General features: G+C 40.4%; 19 protein-coding genes. 11 read left to right on the top strand and 8 right to left on the bottom strand.

All coding sequences use genetic code 11. From position 1 onward, the window contains the following. Nucleotides 1-5: 5 nt before the first annotated feature. From AC30SF_RS04140 to AC30SF_RS04175, 8 genes are all read right to left on the bottom strand, one after another. Entirely contained in the window at nucleotides 6-1082 is a 1077-nt protein-coding gene (locus AC30SF_RS04140; protein ID WP_314401024.1) for a Slam-dependent surface lipoprotein, read from the bottom strand. Nucleotides 1083-1481: 399 nt separating this feature from the next. Then, nucleotides 1482-2321: an NADPH-dependent 7-cyano-7-deazaguanine reductase QueF gene (queF, locus tag AC30SF_RS04145; RefSeq protein ID WP_314401060.1), complete on the bottom strand. Its 840-nt coding sequence runs from the start codon at nucleotides 2319-2321 to the stop codon at nucleotides 1482-1484. Between the two features lie 90 nt (nucleotides 2322-2411). Then, entirely contained in the window at nucleotides 2412-3251 is an 840-nt protein-coding gene (locus AC30SF_RS04150; protein ID WP_489607655.1) for a DNA ligase, read from the bottom strand. A gap of 161 nt (nucleotides 3252-3412) precedes the next feature. Further along, nucleotides 3413-4156: a YdcF family protein gene (locus tag AC30SF_RS04155; protein ID WP_376922670.1), complete on the bottom strand. Its 744-nt coding sequence runs from the start codon at nucleotides 4154-4156 to the stop codon at nucleotides 3413-3415. Between the two features lie 16 nt (nucleotides 4157-4172). Continuing rightward, on the bottom strand, nucleotides 4173-4427 hold the full coding sequence (locus AC30SF_RS04160) for a Txe/YoeB family addiction module toxin (protein WP_021616780.1): 255 nt from the start codon (nucleotides 4425-4427) through the stop codon (nucleotides 4173-4175). Then, nucleotides 4424-4675: a type II toxin-antitoxin system Phd/YefM family antitoxin gene (locus AC30SF_RS04165; RefSeq protein WP_021616779.1), complete on the bottom strand. Its 252-nt coding sequence runs from the start codon at nucleotides 4673-4675 to the stop codon at nucleotides 4424-4426. The genes AC30SF_RS04160 and AC30SF_RS04165 overlap by 4 nt, the downstream gene beginning before the upstream one ends. Before the next feature lie 448 nt (nucleotides 4676-5123). Further along, nucleotides 5124-6080: a polysaccharide pyruvyl transferase family protein gene (locus AC30SF_RS04170; RefSeq protein ID WP_489607656.1), complete on the bottom strand. Its 957-nt coding sequence runs from the start codon at nucleotides 6078-6080 to the stop codon at nucleotides 5124-5126. Next, nucleotides 6077-7600 carry an oligosaccharide flippase family protein gene (locus AC30SF_RS04175; protein ID WP_489607657.1) on the bottom strand — a complete coding sequence of 508 codons (1524 nt, stop codon included), beginning with the start codon at nucleotides 7598-7600 and terminating at the stop codon, nucleotides 6077-6079. The genes AC30SF_RS04170 and AC30SF_RS04175 overlap by 4 nt, the downstream gene beginning before the upstream one ends. A gap of 136 nt (nucleotides 7601-7736) precedes the next feature. Here AC30SF_RS04175 and AC30SF_RS04180 point away from each other — a divergent pair, with 136 nt between their 5' ends. From AC30SF_RS04180 to rfbC, 11 genes are all read left to right on the top strand, one after another. Continuing rightward, a complete protein-coding gene (locus AC30SF_RS04180; protein WP_489607658.1) occupies nucleotides 7737-8507 on the top strand; it encodes a glycosyltransferase family 25 protein in 771 nt (256 codons plus the stop codon). A gap of 8 nt (nucleotides 8508-8515) precedes the next feature. Then, nucleotides 8516-9715: a hypothetical protein gene (locus tag AC30SF_RS04185; protein ID WP_489607659.1), complete on the top strand. Its 1200-nt coding sequence runs from the start codon at nucleotides 8516-8518 to the stop codon at nucleotides 9713-9715. Further along, a complete protein-coding gene (locus tag AC30SF_RS04190; protein ID WP_489607660.1) occupies nucleotides 9708-10589 on the top strand; it encodes a glycosyltransferase family 2 protein in 882 nt (293 codons plus the stop codon). The genes AC30SF_RS04185 and AC30SF_RS04190 overlap by 8 nt, the downstream gene beginning before the upstream one ends. Nucleotides 10590-10684: 95 nt before the next feature. Continuing rightward, nucleotides 10685-11488 (top strand): glycosyltransferase family 2 protein, encoded by an 804-nt coding sequence (locus tag AC30SF_RS04195; RefSeq protein ID WP_489607661.1) that lies wholly within the window; start codon nucleotides 10685-10687, stop codon nucleotides 11486-11488. Between the two features lies 1 nt (nucleotide 11489). Further along, nucleotides 11490-12608: a lytic murein transglycosylase gene (locus tag AC30SF_RS04200; protein WP_314401038.1), complete on the top strand. Its 1119-nt coding sequence runs from the start codon at nucleotides 11490-11492 to the stop codon at nucleotides 12606-12608. Between the two features lie 22 nt (nucleotides 12609-12630). Then, nucleotides 12631-13434 carry an exodeoxyribonuclease III gene (xthA, locus tag AC30SF_RS04205; RefSeq protein ID WP_489607662.1) on the top strand — a complete coding sequence of 268 codons (804 nt, stop codon included), beginning with the start codon at nucleotides 12631-12633 and terminating at the stop codon, nucleotides 13432-13434. After that, complete coding sequence (locus tag AC30SF_RS04210; protein ID WP_314401041.1) at nucleotides 13434-14222, top strand: TIGR01619 family protein; 789 nt, start codon at nucleotides 13434-13436, stop codon at nucleotides 14220-14222. The genes xthA and AC30SF_RS04210 overlap by 1 nt, the downstream gene beginning before the upstream one ends. A gap of 106 nt (nucleotides 14223-14328) precedes the next feature. Further along, nucleotides 14329-15390: a dTDP-glucose 4,6-dehydratase gene (gene rffG, locus AC30SF_RS04215; protein ID WP_314401043.1), complete on the top strand. Its 1062-nt coding sequence runs from the start codon at nucleotides 14329-14331 to the stop codon at nucleotides 15388-15390. Between the two features lie 73 nt (nucleotides 15391-15463). Beyond that, nucleotides 15464-16336, top strand: a complete 873-nt coding sequence (rfbA, locus tag AC30SF_RS04220; RefSeq protein WP_314401045.1) for a glucose-1-phosphate thymidylyltransferase RfbA — start codon at nucleotides 15464-15466, stop codon at nucleotides 16334-16336. Beyond that, nucleotides 16336-17214 carry a dTDP-4-dehydrorhamnose reductase gene (gene rfbD / locus AC30SF_RS04225; protein WP_314401047.1) on the top strand — a complete coding sequence of 293 codons (879 nt, stop codon included), beginning with the start codon at nucleotides 16336-16338 and terminating at the stop codon, nucleotides 17212-17214. The genes rfbA and rfbD overlap by 1 nt, the downstream gene beginning before the upstream one ends. Nucleotides 17215-17216: 2 nt before the next feature. Next, nucleotides 17217-17759, top strand: a complete 543-nt coding sequence (gene rfbC, locus AC30SF_RS04230; RefSeq protein WP_314401049.1) for a dTDP-4-dehydrorhamnose 3,5-epimerase — start codon at nucleotides 17217-17219, stop codon at nucleotides 17757-17759.

A 17759-nucleotide genomic window follows, 5' to 3' on the forward strand; every position in this document is an offset into this window, starting at 1 on the left:
AAAGTTTATTTTTGGATTTCACTACGTGTACCGCCGAAGCCAAAGTAATCAGCACCCCCTAAAGTGACTTTACCACCAATTTCCTCCGCATTCTTACCGAAGAAATCTAAAGAATACTCACCTGGCTCTCTACCGCGTTGTGCACCAGCTGAAATTCCAGTGCCTGAAATCTTACCTTCTTTTAATACTATGTTATCTCCCAAACCAGTAATCGTTCCTGAACCTGTTTTATTCGTAAAGTTGACAGTGTAGGAAAGGTTACCTAGATGTTCATCAACTTGTGTAGGTGGGGTAGTCGGTTCTTGAGCCGGGTGATAAAATGTTCCATCAAAAGCTTTCCCTGAGTAGGTTGCAGTGCCTTCTTGGGGAAGATTTGCCGGTTCAGTTTTTAGCCCTCTTGTCTCAATTTTTGAGTTGGAAAACTCAGGATATGCAAGAGATCCTGTATTGTTATTATAAGTTTGTTCAATTTCATACTCAGCTAGAATGACAGAGTATTTTTGGTTGTAAACCATGTGACGATGAAAGTGTTTCTGCGTCTGTTCATCTGTTGGGGTGGTAATATGATTCGTATCATGGCGCATAATTTTGCCTTCTGGATATGCGTCGGCAGAAATGCCTTTTAGCTGATTAATTTCTTGTTCTAGTTTTTCAGCAGCTTCTTTAGCTTTACGAGCTTCTTCAGCTTTCTGTTCAGCCGCTTCTTTAGCTTTGCGGGCTTCTTCAGCTTTCTGTTCAGCCGCTTCTTTAGCTTTACGGGCTTCTTCAGCTTTTTGTGCAGCTTCATTTGCTTTACGAGTGTCTTCGGCTTTCTGTTCAGCCGCTTCTTTAGCTTTGCGGGCCTCTTCCGCTTTTTGTTCTGCCTCTTCTTTTGCTTTGCGCGCTTCTTCCGCTTTCTGTGCTGCGGCTTCTTTCGCTTTGCGTGCTTCTTCGGCTTTTTGCGCATCAGCTACTTTTTTCTGCGACTGTTCGTTTTGAATATTCGGTTTGTTTGGTGTTGTATCGGTATTATTACCACCGCTTCCGCAAGCGGTGAGTGAGAATAAAATTGCTGCAGCAATGGTTGTGTTTTTAAAGTTCATGTAAAACCTCGATATAAATGTAGAATTAAAGTTCTTAAGATTATAAGTTGATGTTAATTGTGTGTGCAATTAATCAATAGTTATAATAGGCTATCGAATTAAGGTAGTAACTTATCTCCACCCAATATAGCTGATTCAACTCATTTATGTGGTTTAGAGATTATGTGCTTTAGAGAGTAGCAATCTTAAAAACGCTGTTCGGCAGTTGTCATTAATCCTCGCTCATAAAGAGGAATTGTTGGCGTAAAAAGAGAAGATTGTCGCCGGATTAGAATGAAAAACTGAGATGTAAGGTATATTCGGGGAAAAATAGAGGATTAATGACGAAAAACAGTTAAAAATAAGACCGCACTTTGAGCAAGATATTCAAAAGTGCGGTGCGTTTTCAAAATGGATTGACTATTGTCTTGCCAATCTTACATTTTGTGGCAGTGGCTCAAAGTTGGAGCGATAAGGGTTAATGTCCAAACCGCCACGGCGGGTATAACGGGCGTAAACGGTGAGTTTTTCCGGTTTGGCGTACTGCATGAGGTTGCAGAAAATACGCTCGACACATTGCTCGTGGAATTCGTTATGTTGGCGGAAAGAAATGATGTAGCGCAATAGTTGTTCGCGGTTAATTTGCTTGCCGACATAATGAATTTGCAGGCTGCCCCAGTCCGGTTGTTGCGTGATGAGGCAGTTAGATTTGAGTAAGTGGCTGACTAACGTTTCTTCGACCAGATGCTCACCGGTGCAATGATTCAGTAAGGCGGCATTAAAGGCATAATCCCGAACCTCGATGTCCTGTGCATCAATACAATCACCCGACAAGGCGACAATCGGTTGCGCGGTGTAATCCGCCAGCGAATTTAACCGCACGTTGACTTCGCCTTGGGCGCAATCTTGCAGATCACGCTGTAACGTTTGTTGGACGTCGGCGAAATCGGTGAATGTTGTTTGGTTAAAGCTGTTTAAATAGAGTTTAAAACTTTTGGATTCGATCAAATTTTCACTGCGAAAATCGATGCTGACATCCGCAATCGCCACTTGCGGCACGCCTTTCGGGTTGAGCCATGAAATTTCGTATGCCGTCCAAATATCCGCACCAATCGTAAAAGGTTGCGTGGCGGTGATGTTGAGTTGATCGCGATTTAATCGGCGTGGAACCGGTTGTAATAAAGTGCGGTCGTATTTTTCTGAATATTTTGTTTGTTGACCGAGTTTAAGGGCATTGAGGCTTTTGTCTTGATAGTGCATAGGCAGCTTACTGATCTTGTCGTTAAAATAAGGCTGGCATGATGCCATTTTAACTGTTGGAAGTCAAAAGACGCGGATTGTTATGATGCCTTACTCTGCGCGGTGTTTTTCATCGGAAAGACTTACACGTCGCCAAAAGGTCGCAAATCTTGGTTTGCCTTTGTTTGTTAAGCCACGGTATTTATAGCTGATTTGTGAACCAATAGGCGGCGGATTCGTTCTATCCTCCAATTTGAATCCGGAACCAATTTTGAATTGACCACGGTGATTCTCGCAGGTAATTGATCCCATGACATTTTCAAATTGCCCTTTGCCGGCATGATGAGAAATCACCGTGCATTCTTCATCAAGTGCGGTCTTTAATTTGAGAATTTGTGCGCTGCGTTTTCTTTCGTAAGGCGCATTAGGGTTACGAATCACGATGCCTTCGCCTTTTTGTTGTTCCACTTGTTGTAAGAATTGTTGAATGTGTTGTGAATTTTCAATGGGGATTTGTTCGATAATTTCGATGGGCGCCATTGGGTGTTGTGCTAAATAGGATTTTAATTGCGCTAAGCGTTCAAATAAATTGCCTTTGGCATCAGGCACATCAAACACATGAAGCTTTAGCTTATGCCAACCTTTATCCTGTTGAGAACGAACAATCGAGGAAATTTCCGTAAATTGATCACGTTGGCTAAATAATTCGCCATCAATGGCAAACGGCGGAAATTCCGCTAAAAAATCCTTTGGTGGCGATAGTGTTATTCCACCTCGAGTAAAAAGCTGTTTGCCGTCCCAATAACCACGGACACCATCCAATTTTTCACTCATTACCCATCCTGTCACATTTTGGTTTTTGTATGTCTCTAAAAGCATTAAGTCAGGTTTGTCTGCGTAACAAATGAGGTGAAAAAAGAAGAGGGTGAGAAAGAGGATAATTTGGCGCATAGCAGGTTCCATTAAATAAAAAGAACGTTATCGAAGCAATAAGCGTAGTGCGATGCGGTGTGTCATATTTTGCGATATGGATCGAAAATCAAAAGAAAGGTGATAAAAAATACGCCCTGTTTGGGCGTATTCGGCAAATCAAAGTGCGGTCGAAAATGAGATTATTTTTCTTTCCAATAACCGATCCACTCTTTCAGTAATTGCATATTTTTTGCCATCGCACCGGCTTGAGGCACAAAGTGCATCATGTTTAATCCGTAAGAGTCCGGAGTAATGCCTTCGCCTACGCTTGCCGGCAAGACATCAAAGCCTTGCTGTTGAAACAAGAGTTTTGCCCGTTGCATATGCCATTCATTCGTCACTAGAATGATTTTATGGATGCCTTCTTTCTCTAGTAATTGACGGGTATATAAGGCATTTTCTTTGGTGGTTAAAGATTTTTCTTCTAGCCATTTCGTCGGCACATTAAAGAACGTCTGTAATTCTTGGGCAGAAACCTTGCCTTCTGAGGCACCGGTCGGGCTGACACCGCTAATCAACAAGGGCAGTTGCGTTTCTTTTTGCAAATAAGCGGCGTAGCGCAAACGTTCCAGCTGTGTGGCAGAAGATGCCAGTGGCGCATAGAGTTCTTTGCTATCACGCACACCACCGCCCAATAACACAATGGCTTGTGCTTGTTTATAATCGTTTAAGGTTAAATGATCTTCGGTGACTAAGCTGTCTTTTAACGTTTGTGCCGTATAGGGAATGCTGACCAGATAGAGCAACACAATGCCGGAAAAAGCACAAAGGCGGCTTAGTGTTTTGTATTTAAAGACTGAAAATAAAAGCGAGAATAGCCATAAAATCAAAATATTAAATGGCGGTAGCATCATGGCGGTGATGAGTTTTTTTAGTTCAAACATAGTGTTAATAAACGTATTAATAATGATAGCGACATTGAATGATCGTTAAGTGCGTATCAGAAATATGATAAACAATTCGATGTTCTCTATCTATTCTTCTTGACCAAAGACCACTTAATTGATGTTTTAGCGGTTCAGGATCGCCTAACCCCTCAAAAGGGGTTCTGAGAATGTTTTGAATTAATTTATGAATGCGAGATAACACTTTTTTATCAGTTTGTTGCCAATAGAGATAATCATCCCAAGCGTTTTCTGTCCAAGCTAAAATCATTCTTGCAATTCTCGTTCAATGACGTTACCTGAATTTAATTGCTGAAGGGATTCTAATAATCGGTTACGGTTTTTAGGGCTACGCAATAAATAAGCCGTTTCTTCATAAGCAGCAAAATCTTCTAAGCTCATGACAACGGCATGTTTGCCATTTTGTCTGGTGATCATGACCGGGCTGTGATTCGCAACGACTTGGTCGAGTGTTGTGGCTAATTCCGCGCGGAATGCTGAATAACTGATGACGTTCATTGGTTGTTCCTTATACAAAAGTTGTACAAATTATTGCACAACAAAGAACCTGCTTCAATAACAATCCACAGGTAAAACGTGCGGTTTTATACTTCCCTTAAAGGGGGCAAATAACGTTCCGTGCGTGATTTGGTCGTGCATTAAGATGCACGCTACGCACGAAATCATGAATTACGCATTGAGGTTAATCATTCGTGCAACAAGTTGCACGCTACGCACGAAATTGTGAATGACGTATCGAGGTTTAATCATTCGTGCAACAAGTTGCACGCTACGTATGAAATCGTGAATTACGCATCGAGGTTTAGTCATTCGTGCAACAAGTTGCACGCTACGCACGAAATCGTGAATTACACATCGAGGTTTAATCATTCGTGCAACAAGTTGCACGCGATGAGGGGGAAATTCCTCCTATAATGAGAAAAAAGGCGTATTCCACGCCATTTTCTTATCGATAAAACGCAACAAAATCCAATGTTTTTGTCCATAAATTGGCGTAGCCGGTGTTTTTGCCGTAAGAGTTATCACAAACCACGTTTGGAATTTCCAATAGACAAGAAAAAATATGGCCGTGCAGGCGGGTGGTGGTGATGTTGTCATAACTTAGGAAGTTTTTGGCTACCCGTTGCACAATGCGTAAGGTATAGTTTTTCCAATATTGATGAACAAGATCTTTTAGCCAACTGATATTGTGTCGCTTGGCAAATTTTGCTAAACGCCAGCTTACTGCCAAGACGAAGTCATCCTGACCGGATAAAATGTCATCCCAATCTTTGATATGGCTGCCGGCAGGCAATTGTGCCGTAATATTTTTTTCAATATCGCTGGCTTCAATGTCTTTGCGTAAGAAATATAGCGATTGCCCGGTTTGGGTATTTTTTGTCGGTAACGTGCCGTACAGTTCATGTGCCATGTCTGGTGATAAATATACGTTTGGTGAAAACTGTTTAAAGGCATTTGCCGTTCTTTCATCACGTGCCAGCAAATGACAATCTTGATGCTGCATGAAAAGTGCGGCGGATTTTTCCAACGTTTCTTGGCTTTTATAGAAAAGGGTTTGTGGTAACACAATCACCCGATTATTCGGGAATGTCCGTATAATGGTTTCCCGTAAATTTTGGTGCTGTGGATAAAGATCGCCGAAATTACCACCGCCGTGTAATAAAATGGTGGTATTTGGTGTAATTTTCTGTTTCAGTTCTTCGATGTCCATATCGAATTCACTGCGTTTTAAGGCCACATGAATATGGTGATCCGTAAAAAACTGTTCTGTTCCGTGATAAATCAATAAATCGCCCACGTTTAAATGCAACGGGTAATCAAGATAAAAAACATCGTTTTTATCTTTAATTAAATCTGCAATCGGGGCTAACTTGTTTTTTAAATCAATGAGTTGTTGATTCATCTTTTCACTCTTTTTCTTAAATAGCTAAATAAAAAGTCTTTTTCAGTTTTGTTGAGTCCCATTACGAGAATCACTGAAATTAACACAACTTCAAGCAGGATAGCTTCTCCTACAAATTCTAAGAATGAGTAGGTTCGCTGTGTGTCCGAGAAATAAATTAAGCCTAATAATAAGGCGAAAACTAAGCTGATATTTGTTAAGTATGAGACAAATTCTTTGCGATTAAATTTAATTCTTTTGTTAATAAAGTAGAGACGATAAAGCTGCATCAAAAGTGCGGTGCAGAATTTTCCAATAAAGGCATAGACCGGATTGTAGCCTAAAGTAAACAGATAATAGGCAAGCGGCACGGTGCAAAGATCGATAATCGCCAAGATAACGTTGTATTGTTTAATGGTTTTTGAACCGATAGCCAACGCGGTCATCCAGAATGACCCCGCCATGGCACTGATGAGGGAACAAACAAGCGTGGCTTGTACGAGTTTATCGGTATATATTGGCACATGATCGCCCAGCCATAATGTCAGCAATGTGTGGCTGAAATACAACACCGGTGCAGATAAAATGGCGATTAAGTAGAAAGAATATTTTGAGGTGCCCAAGATTAGCTTTTTATTTCGCTCATAGTCTTTTGCCGCATAGGATTGCACCAGCTGCGGGTTAAACGCCACTTGGAAGTTGTTCACAAAACTATACACGGCGGTATCCACTTGCGTCGCAATGCCGACCGCCGCATTTGCGGCAACGCCGAAGAACAGGTTGGTCACCATATTCAGCCCTTGCGTTGATCCTACATAAGCGAGTTGTCCCACCAGCATCCAGCCGGAAAAGCTCATCATTTCTTTGGTGGTATGTAAATCTTTCTCAAAATGGAAACGGGTTTCCGTGTAGAAAGCCTTGCGTGTGAAACGAAAATAAAGGGTAAACACCAATAGGCTGACACACAACAACAAGAGGCTATAAGAAATCAGTTTGTCGTAGTGTTCGATATGCATCAAGATAAAGATCGCCGTCAGTTTAAAGGCGGTTTCAGCTAATCCCAGCCAGGCATAAAAAGCCATTCTTTCATGGGCAACAATCATGGCGTTAAAGGGCACTTTGATAATTTCAATCAAGGCAATGACCAAGGCGACCTGATAAACAATATTGGCCGCTTGCATACGTGCGGCAGGAATAATTAATTTATGGTTAAGGAACCACAGCCCAACGGTTTCTGCCAATACCACCACAACCAACATGATCAATAAGTGATTGAGAATACTGATGTTAAACACTTTATTAATGCGCTTGCTGTCGTTGGAGGCTTTTTCGACGTTAATGAAACGTTGTGTGGTGGCAGTCATGGTGCCGTTAAAGAAGGAGAATAAAATCACCACGCCCATGACAATGTTGTAGATCCCGAAATCTTCCACGCCTAATACGCGCAACACCACGCGTGAGATATACAGCATCGCGCCCATATTGAACAACATACGGACATAAAGAAAGAGGGTATTTTTAGCAATGGTTTTGTTGGACATCGGGAAAATCGAACTTGTGTTTTTGCCGTAAAATAGGTGGGGGATTATAGATTTCTTTAGTATAATCAGCAATCTTTTATGCAACTATTTCCCCTTAATAGCATCAAATGGGAAATGGATTTTAACTGAGATAATTATGAATAAATATTTGATTTCACTTGATAAAGATGTTCAGCGCCGTGAGCTGTTTTTTACTCAACCCGATACCGCCGATTTCGCAGTTTTTTCAGCGATTAATACCATGCAAAAAGAATGGGATGCGTTGGCAGAGGTGTTTAACCCAGCGAAGTTTGAACAGCATTATGGACGCAATGTCACAAAAGGCGAAATTGGTTGTACATTAAGCCATTTAGCGGTTTATCGTCAGATCGTAGAAGATCAAAATGTGGCAGAGAATGACTATGCATTGATCTGTGAAGATGATGCCTTGTTCAATGCAAATTTATCGCCAAAAACGACCGCACTTTTAACTGAAAAGTGTGATGCGGATATTGTATTAATTGGACAATCCAAAATTGCGGAATTTGACGATGTGGAATTAGAGATTAATTATCCAACCACCTTTTCTTTTTTACGTCAAACCGTTGGGGATGTTACCGTCGCGTATCCGTATAAAAGTTATTTTGCCGGCACGGTGGCATATTTAATTAAAAAATCTGCGGCACGTACATTTTTAAAACAACTTGAACAGGAAAAACCGTTTTGGCTTGCGGATGATTTCTTATTATTTGAAACGAAATTCCAGATTAATAACAATGTAGTTCGCCCGCTTGTGGCTATTGAAAACCCACAATTAGTGAGTAATTTGGAAGCCATTCGTGGTTCAAAATCCAATAATTTGGTGAAGAAATTAATGAAATATCCGCTCAAAAAAATCTTAGCGGTGAAAAAGAATTTAGGAAAATAACGTAAAAAATGACCGCACTTTTTAACCTTTTTTATCTTTACGATCCTTGGCTGTTCCATGTCGTACGAATGTCATTCGTCGCGGGCTTGGCAGCACTGGTTGTTTTGGCTTATCAGTACATTAAAAAGCAGAAACCACAAGGCATCATTCTGTCTTTAGACAGTCTTGCTGTTTTAGGCGGATTGATTGTTTTCAGTGTGATTCCGCTATTGCTTAATGGCACAAAAGATCTTTCTGTTATCACCATGTATGTGAAGGAATTGATTTTATTCTTATTAGGCGTGGGACTTTATAATGCGTTTTATGCCAATGCAAACGGACAACAACGAGTCGTGCGAGATTTGCAAATTGGCGTGGTGGTGCAGTTTATCGTAGGCGTGATTGGCTTACTGGGCGCGTCATTTATGATTGATTTCTTACTTTCAACCAATGCGGTGTTGCCTGCACGTTTTTATGGTTCAGAGCAGGAGTATCGCTTATATAACATCACTGCAACCGCCTTTTTTCAGCTGAGTTTATTCTATTTAATGCTGTTGCATTTTTTGCTGGCTTACAATGCTAAACATAATACGCTTCCAAGTGTTTTAGTGTTTTTTATGCTATGTATTGGATTGATTTCAGGGCGTACATTTCTATTATTATCGGTCGTGAGCATTTTTGTGTATTTCAAATGGCGTTATGTGCCATCGCTTATTGCATTTGCTATTTTGGTATTGTTATTGGCGTATTTCTTACCAGAAAATCCTTATGTGGCACATGCTTTAGAACCTGTGATCAATTTATTACACGGAGAAGGCTTTGTGAGTTCTTCAACGGATACGCTCATGAAAAACCATTTGTTTATGCCGACATTAAAACAATTTATTCAAGGTGACGGGATGTATATGACAGGGCAGTTGGAAGTCGGCCGTTATTATGGTCATACAGATTCCGGTTTCTTACGCCAAATTCTTTATGGTGGCCTGTCTTATGCTTTGGTGTGTTTTGCTGTGACTTTCTATTTTGTCCGCAAAGTCGCCTTAAATTGGTTTGATGGCAGTTGGAAATTTATCCTTTCTGCTTTCGTGATTTTAGCGTTCTGTAATATCAAAGCGGATACCTTTGCTTTCCCTGGCATTATGTTCGTTATGTTGATGTTCTTATCGCTTTTTGGCACTCACGGTAAACAACTGATTTTATTTAAACAAAAGGAGCCGAAAGATGTTTAGTATCATCGTGCCTTCTTATAATCGGAAAGACGAAATTCCTGCCTTATTGGAAAGTTTAACCAAGCAGAGTTCCTATAATTTTGACGTCGTGATTGTGGATGATTGCTCAAAAGAACCTGTTGCAGTGACACAATCGTATCCATTTGCAGTTAAAGTGATTCGTAACGAAACCAATCAAGGCGCGGCAGAAAGCCGTAATATCGGGGCAAGAAATGCCGATAATGAATGGCTGCTATTTCTTGATGACGATGATCGTTTTGCAAATGATAAATGTCAGAAATTAGCCGATGTGATTGCTGATCATCCCGATGTGAATTTTATTTATCATCCGGCTAAATGTGAAATGGTCAATGAAGGTTTTAGCTATGTGACAACCCCAATTGAGCCGCAAGAGATTAGCGTAGAGCGAATTCTATTGGCGAATAAAATCGGTGGTATGCCAATGATTGGGGTGAAAAAAGATCTGTTTTTAAAAATCGGCGGATTATCCACCGCACTTCGTTCTTTGGAAGATTATGATTTCTTGCTGAAACTTGTACAAGATCCAACGTTTAAAGCGTACAAAGTGGCAGAACCATTAACTTATTGTACCTTCCATACCAAGCGTTCAAGTGTTTCTACGGATACCACCAATACGCAAAAAGCGATTGATTATATCCGTGAACATTATGTGAAAATGGCAGAACAAGAAAAGCATTTTGCCATCAACGCACAATATATGTTGGCTTACCCACATATAATGAATTTATCCCGTAAAGCGGCTTTTTACTATTTTGAGATTTTTAAATTAACGAAAAGTATTAAGCAGCTAGTCATTGCCTTGGTAGTTTTAATTTCACCTAAATTGGCAATTAATTTGAAACGGTTTATGTGATGTTTGTGGGGCAGGCTTCATGCCTATCCTATGTCAAAATTGAATGTGTAAGGACAGACATAAAGTCTGTCCCTACGAAGACAAAGAGAAAAGAGATGAAATTTTCAGTTTTAATGTCCTTATACGTTAAGGAAAATCCACAATATTTAAGAGAATGTTTTGAAAGTTTAGTGGCTCAAACCCATCCAGCAGATGAGATCGTGTTGGTGTTTGATGGGGCGGTGACACCAGAACTGGAAGCCGTGGTTTCTGAATTTGAAACAAGATTGCCGCTTCATTTAGTGAAGTTGCCGAAAAACCTGGGATTGGGTAAAGCCTTAAATGAAGGATTAAAACATTGTTCACACGATTGGGTCTTTCGTATGGACACCGATGACATTTGTGTGCCGGAGCGCTTTGAAAAGCAAGTGGCATTTATTGAACAACATCCGGAAACGATCATTTTCGGCGGACAAATCGCTGAATTTGGTGACAATGTGAACGACATTGTGGCATATCGTCATGTGCCGACTGAAGCGCAAGAGATTGTAAAATTTACCCAAAAACGTTGTCCGTTCAATCACATGACGGTGGCGTATCAAAAAAGTGCGGTCATTAATTGTGGTGGATATGAAGATTTACAGGAAGATTATTACCTGTGGATTAAGCTTGTGGCACAAGGTCAAAAAGTGGCAAACTTGCCGGATATTTTAGTTTATGCTCGTGTCGGTAACGGCATGGTAGGACGCCGTCGTGGTTTAAATCAAGCGAAAGCAGAATGGCGTTTATTTAAATTGAAATATCGTTTAGGTATTCAAGGCTTATTTTCCGGCTTGTTTACGTTTGCCTTGCGCTTTGGTTCCCGTTTAGTTCCAACCGTCTTATTACAACGGATTTACCAAACATTTTTGAGAAAATAATATGATGAAATTGACAACCTTTTTAAAACTCTCTTCCATTTTGACCGCACTTTCTTTAGCCGGCTGTTCAAGTGATGTGACTTCCGCTGCATCGGGCAACGGAATTCATCGTGTGGATCTTCATGCGAGCTACAATAAACCGCGCACCTTAGAAAACTTTCAGGATTATGTAAATTTCTTGAAAGGTAAAGCCGCCGCAGAAGGCGTATCGGAGGCGGTATTGAAGGCGCAAAATAACATTAACTATATTCAAAAATCTGTGGATTTAGACGATCAACAAGCGGGACGAATTCGTAAACGTGATCCTAATGCACCGCCGGTGGTCAATCCCAATGGCACGACCAATTACTTAAATCGTGTGTTAACACAAAACAAAGTGGATATTGCGGTCTCAAAATATTGGGCGCAACTGCCGCAACTGGAAAAGGCAAGCCGACGATTTGGCGTACCGAAAAATTATTTGATGGCGTTGTGGGGTATGGAAAGCAGCTTCGGTCATTATCAAGGCAAGTATGACGTGTTATCTGTGTTGGCTACCTTAGCTTTTGATGGCCGCCGCGAAGCCTTATTCAGTAAAGAATTTATTGCTGCCATGAAAATGCTGCAACGGGATCATATCCAACGCCACCAAATGTTGGGTTCTTGGGCAGGTGCCATGGGGCAAACGCAATTCATGCCAAGTTCTTATTTGAATTATGCTGCTGATGGAAACGGCGATGGCATGAAAAATATTTGGACAGAACACTATGACGTGTTTGCCTCTATTGCCAATTATTTACACACCGAGGGCTGGAACCCAAATTTGCCTTGGGGCATTGAAGTGACCGTAAATCAACCGATTGATATGGCACTCTCCGGCACGGAAGAGGGGAAACAGCGTCGCTTAACCGATTGGCAAAATCGAGGTGTCAGCCTGAAATTCCAAACGCCGGAAACGCAGCAAAAATTGACCGCACTTTCTCAAACGGATCTGTGGTTGGTGAGACCGGATCGGGAATTAGGGCGAGCGTTTTTAGTGTCAAATAACTATCGCACGCTATTGCATTGGAACAAGTCGAATTATTTCGCAATCAGTATCGGTATGTTTGCCGATAGAATTCAACAACGTGTAGGCGAGTAACATAATTAAATAAGGAATGGATATGAAAGTGATGTCATTTAACATCAATGGATTAAGAGCAAGACCACATCAATTAGAAGAAATCATCGATAAATATCAACCGGATGTCTTGGGGTTACAAGAAATTAAAGTGGCGGATGAAGTCTTCCCTTATGAGTTGGTGGATCATCTTGGCTATCACGTCAACCATTTTGGTCAAAAAGGGCATTATGGTGTGGCTTTGTTGAGTAAACAGGCGCCGTTATTGGTGAGAAAAGGTTTCCCGACCGATGATGAAGAAGCGCAAAAACGCATTATCATGATTGACTTAGACACGCCATTTGGTCAATTAACAGTGATTAACGGCTATTTCCCACAAGGTGAAAGCCGCGAACATCCAACCAAATTCCCGGCAAAACAAAAATTCTATGCGGATTTACAACGCTATTTGGAACAAGATCACAATGCACAAAACCCGGTGATCATTATGGGCGATATGAACATCAGCCCATCTGATTTGGACATTGGTATCGGCGAAGAAAATCGTAAACGTTGGTTGCGCACCGGTAAATGTTCCTTCTTGCCGGAAGAGCGCGAATGGTATCAGCGTTTATATGCGTATGGCTTGGAAGACACCTTCCGTTATTTAAATCCGACAGTAAATGACAAATTCTCGTGGTTTGATTACCGCTCCAAAGGATTTGATGATAATCGCGGTTTACGCATTGACCATATTTTGGCAAATAAAGCGTTGACAGCGCATTGCGTGGATGCCGGGATTGCGCTTGATATTCGGGCGATGGACAAACCATCAGATCATGCACCTATTTGGGCGGAGTTTAAGTAATGCCATTAAAAAATCCTGAACAACATTGGCAAAATTACCGTACGGTTATCAACGGCAATATGGCCTCTTGCACCGTGAATTTAGATATTTTTGAACAATTTACCCCAGATAAATACAATAAAATTGTACAGGTTTCATTGCCTTACGAGGCGGATGAAAATACGATGCCGACGTTAGATGAACATCATCGAGTGGTTAAAGAATTATTCAAAATTTTGGTGCAAATTTCGGCGTTACCAGAATTGCTTTATGCTGGGCATATTTTCACGGAAGGCTATTTAAAGCTTTATTTTTATTGTGATGAAACCACCGCACTTTTCGATGTACTTGACCAATTTAAAGACGACATTGAGGAGATTACAGTGCAAGAGGATCCCAATTGGGATACCTACTTTGATTTTTTATTGCCATCACCGTTAGAAATGAAACTCAATATGACAGAAGAAATTTTGTCTATGTTGCTACAAAACGGCAGAGATCTTGCGGACACTTACCTTGTTGAGCATACCTTCCACTTCGCAGAAGAGCCACAAATGTTCCAGTTTATGGAAGAGGTCAATTTGAGCGATCTTTCCTACAATACGATAAGTTACAGTAGCGCTCCGATGATTTTTGAGGATGAAGATGACAACGAAGGGTTATATATCGTTAAAATCGAACAGGAAATGACGTTAGATAACGATGATATTTTCCGTTATGTGGAGCAGTTTGAACGATTGGCGGAAAAATTTTCCGGTGAATATGTAGGCTGGGAAAGCGATACGATAAGCCAAGGAAAGGTGAATTAATGGTGGTGAGGGATGTTTATAAATTTACGTAAAAAAAGAGGCATTCTTTTTTTTCAATGTTCCTGTATAATTAGTAGAACTTATAACAAAAAAGATGAGAAAAATTATGAAGAAAATTTTAGTTACCGGTGGTGCGGGGTTTATTGGTTCTGCGGTTGTTCGCCATATTATTGAAAATACACAAGACAGCGTGGTGAATGTCGATAAGCTTACTTATGCCGGAAATTTAGAATCTCTAGAATCTGTGGAGAATAATTTACGCTATACTTTTGAACAAGTGGATATTTGCGATGCCAAAGCATTAGCGCGCGTATTTGAACAACATAAGCCTGATGCGGTCATGCATTTAGCGGCAGAAAGTCATGTTGATCGTTCTATTGATGGGCCTGCTGCTTTTATTGAAACAAATATTGTTGGTACTTACACGTTATTAGAAGCCGCGCGTGCTTATTGGAATACATTAAGCAATGAGGGAAAAACAGCGTTCCGTTTTCATCATATTTCAACAGATGAGGTGTACGGTGATTTAGAGGGAACAGATGATTTGTTCACTGAAACGACACCTTATGCACCTAGCAGTCCTTATTCAGCCTCTAAAGCGTCAAGTGATCATTTAGTTCGTGCATGGCTACGTACCTATGGCTTACCAACAATTGTGACTAATTGCTCAAACAACTATGGGCCTTTCCATTTCCCTGAAAAACTTATTCCATTAATGATTTTAAATGCATTAGATGGTAAACCACTGCCTGTCTATGGCAATGGTCAACAGATTCGTGATTGGTTATTTGTAGAAGACCATGCCCGCGCATTATATAAAGTTGTTACAGAAGGCAAAGTAGGCGAAACCTATAATATCGGTGGGCATAATGAAAAAGCGAATATTGACGTGGTTCGCACTATTTGCCAGCTATTAGAAGAGCTTGTTCCAAATAAACCTAAAGGCGTGGTGAAATACGAAGACTTAATTACTTATGTAAAAGATCGTCCTGGCCATGATGTACGCTATGCAATTGATGCAGCCAAAATTGGTCGAGAATTAGGTTGGAAACCACAAGAAACTTTTGAATCAGGTATTCGCAAAACGGTAGAATGGTATTTAAATAACAAAAAATGGTGGACTCGCGTATTAGATGGCTCATATAACCGTGAGCGTTTAGGTAATTAATAATTTACAAGCGGTGAGTTTTTAAGGAAATTTATGAAGAATAAAATCTGACCGCACTTTTAAAGGTACACTAATGAAAGGTATTATTCTCGCTGGCGGTTCTGGAACACGCCTCTATCCGATTACTCGAGGAGTGTCTAAACAGCTTTTACCGGTTTACGATAAACCAATGATTTATTATCCGCTTTCTGTGCTAATGTTAGCGGGAATTCGTGATATTTTAATTATCACAACACCCGAAGATAACGACAGTTTCAAGCGTTTATTAGGAAATGGCTCAGACTTTGGTGTAAATTTACAATACGCAATTCAACCAAGCCCTGATGGGTTAGCTCAAGCATTTCTTATCGGTGAAGAGTTTATTAATGGTGATAGTTGTTGCTTAGTACTGGGCGATAACATTTTTTACGGTCAACACTTCAGTCAAATGTTGCAAGAAGCGGTAGCTCAACCTTATGGCGCAACGGTTTTTGGCTATCTAGTAAAAGATCCAGAGCGTTTTGGTGTAGTAGAATTTGATGAAAATTTTAAAGCGATTTCGATTGAAGAAAAACCCGCACAACCAAAATCTAATTATGCGGTAACTGGTTTATATTTCTATGATAATAGGGTAGTGGAATTTGCGAAACAAGTGAAACCATCCGCTCGTGGTGAATTGGAAATTACTACCCTTAACGAAATGTATTTAAACGATGGTTCGCTTAATGTAAAACTGCTCGGTCGTGGCTTTGCATGGTTAGATACCGGTACTCATGAAAGCTTGCATGAAGCGGCTTCATTTGTTCGCACTATTGAAAAGGTGCAAGGTTTGCAAGTGGCATGTTTAGAAGAAATCGCGTGGCGTAATGGTTGGCTTACTTCCGAAGAAGTGGAAAAACTTGCCAAGCCAATGGCAAAAAATGAGTATGGTCAATATTTGTTGCGTTTAATTAAGGAGAACAAATAATGGCAAAATTCCTCATTACAGGAGCGCATGGGCAAGTAGGCTATTGTTTGGTGCAACAACTACAAGGTAAACATGAAATTCTTGCTGTAGATCGTGATGAACTGGATATTACAGATGAAACTGCAGTTAAAAAAACGATTAAAAATTTTCACCCTAATGTGATTATTAATGCTGCCGCATATACGGCTGTGGATCGTGCAGAAACTGAAGTAGAGCTTTCTGAAGCCATTAATGTAAAAGGCCCAAAATACTTAGCGAAAGCGGCTAAGTCTATTGATGCAGCGATTCTACATATTTCGACTGACTATGTTTTTGATGGGCAGATTGAATGTAAATATAAAGAAACTGATACAACTGCTCCGCAAAGCGTTTATGGCAGAACCAAACTTGAGGGGGAGCAAGCCGTTGCAGAAACTAACGATAAATTTATTGTGCTTCGTACTGCTTGGGTATTTGGTGAGCATGGTAATAACTTCGTGAAAACTATGCTTCGCTTATCAAAAACTCGAGATACATTGAGTGTTGTTGCTGATCAAATTGGCGGACCGACTTATGCAGCTGATGTTGCAAGAGTACTAATTCATATTGCAGAACAAATTATTAAAGGCAAAAATATTGAATATGGTATCTATAACTTTACAGGTGAACCTTATGTTAGCTGGTATGATTTTGCGAAAGCAATTTTTTCTGAAGCAGTTTCACAAAAAGTACTCAAAAAGGCCCCAATTGTAAATCCAATTACTACTGCTGACTATCCAACTCCAGCAAAACGTCCGGCTAACTCACGCCTAGATTTAACTAAAATTCAGCAAGTTTTTGATATTCAGCCAAGTAATTGGCAAAAGGCATTGAAAAATATTAAAGCATATGTGGAGTAAATATGAGAGTTATTGATACAAAAATTCCCGATGTCAAATTATTAGAGCCACAAGTATTTGGCGATGAGCGTGGTTTCTTTATGGAAACCTTTCGCGATGAATGGTTTAAAGAAAATGTAGCAAACCGTACTTTTGTGCAAGAAAATCACTCTAAATCTGTAAAAGGGGTATTACGAGGTTTACATTATCAAACCGAAAACACACAAGGCAAATTAGTGCGCGTGGTGTCTGGTGCGGTGTTTGATGTGGCTGTGGATATGCGTGAAAACTCCCCTACATTCGGTAAATGGGTGGGGGAAGTGTTATCTGCAGAAAATAAACGTCAATTATGGGTACCAGAAGGTTTTGCACACGGTTTTTATGTGCTAACTGATGAGGCAGAATTTACCTATAAATGCACTGATTATTACAATCCAAAAGCTGAGCATTCTTTAATTTGGAATGATGAAACTGTTGGGATTGAATGGCCTTTAGAGGGCGAACCGAGTTTGTCAGCAAAAGATTTAGCTGGAAAAATTTTAAAGGATGCTATGATATTTAAATAA

The organism is Aggregatibacter valvarum, assembly GCF_980468985.1.

Coding starts and splice junctions, on each gene's coding strand:
- rffG (WP_314401043.1), top strand. CDS start 14,329: ATGAAGAAAATTTTAGTTACCGGTGGTGCGGGGTTTATTGGTTCTGCG.
- AC30SF_RS04185 (WP_489607659.1), top strand. CDS start 8,516: ATGACCGCACTTTTTAACCTTTTTTATCTTTACGATCCTTGGCTGTTC.
- AC30SF_RS04175 (WP_489607657.1), bottom strand. CDS start 7,600: ATGTCCAACAAAACCATTGCTAAAAATACCCTCTTTCTTTATGTCCGT.
- rfbC (WP_314401049.1), top strand. CDS start 17,217: ATGAGAGTTATTGATACAAAAATTCCCGATGTCAAATTATTAGAGCCA.
- AC30SF_RS04195 (WP_489607661.1), top strand. CDS start 10,685: ATGAAATTTTCAGTTTTAATGTCCTTATACGTTAAGGAAAATCCACAA.
- rfbA (WP_314401045.1), top strand. CDS start 15,464: ATGAAAGGTATTATTCTCGCTGGCGGTTCTGGAACACGCCTCTATCCG.
- AC30SF_RS04140 (WP_314401024.1), bottom strand. CDS start 1,082: ATGAACTTTAAAAACACAACCATTGCTGCAGCAATTTTATTCTCACTC.
- xthA (WP_489607662.1), top strand. CDS start 12,631: ATGAAAGTGATGTCATTTAACATCAATGGATTAAGAGCAAGACCACAT.
- AC30SF_RS04155 (WP_376922670.1), bottom strand. CDS start 4,156: ATGTTTGAACTAAAAAAACTCATCACCGCCATGATGCTACCGCCATTT.
- rfbD (WP_314401047.1), top strand. CDS start 16,336: ATGGCAAAATTCCTCATTACAGGAGCGCATGGGCAAGTAGGCTATTGT.
- AC30SF_RS04180 (WP_489607658.1), top strand. CDS start 7,737: ATGAATAAATATTTGATTTCACTTGATAAAGATGTTCAGCGCCGTGAG.
- AC30SF_RS04200 (WP_314401038.1), top strand. CDS start 11,490: ATGATGAAATTGACAACCTTTTTAAAACTCTCTTCCATTTTGACCGCA.
- AC30SF_RS04190 (WP_489607660.1), top strand. CDS start 9,708: ATGTTTAGTATCATCGTGCCTTCTTATAATCGGAAAGACGAAATTCCT.
- AC30SF_RS04170 (WP_489607656.1), bottom strand. CDS start 6,080: ATGAATCAACAACTCATTGATTTAAAAAACAAGTTAGCCCCGATTGCA.
- AC30SF_RS04210 (WP_314401041.1), top strand. CDS start 13,434: ATGCCATTAAAAAATCCTGAACAACATTGGCAAAATTACCGTACGGTT.
- AC30SF_RS04150 (WP_489607655.1), bottom strand. CDS start 3,251: ATGCGCCAAATTATCCTCTTTCTCACCCTCTTCTTTTTTCACCTCATT.
- AC30SF_RS04160 (WP_021616780.1), bottom strand. CDS start 4,427: ATGATTTTAGCTTGGACAGAAAACGCTTGGGATGATTATCTCTATTGG.
- AC30SF_RS04165 (WP_021616779.1), bottom strand. CDS start 4,675: ATGAACGTCATCAGTTATTCAGCATTCCGCGCGGAATTAGCCACAACA.
- queF (WP_314401060.1), bottom strand. CDS start 2,321: ATGCACTATCAAGACAAAAGCCTCAATGCCCTTAAACTCGGTCAACAA.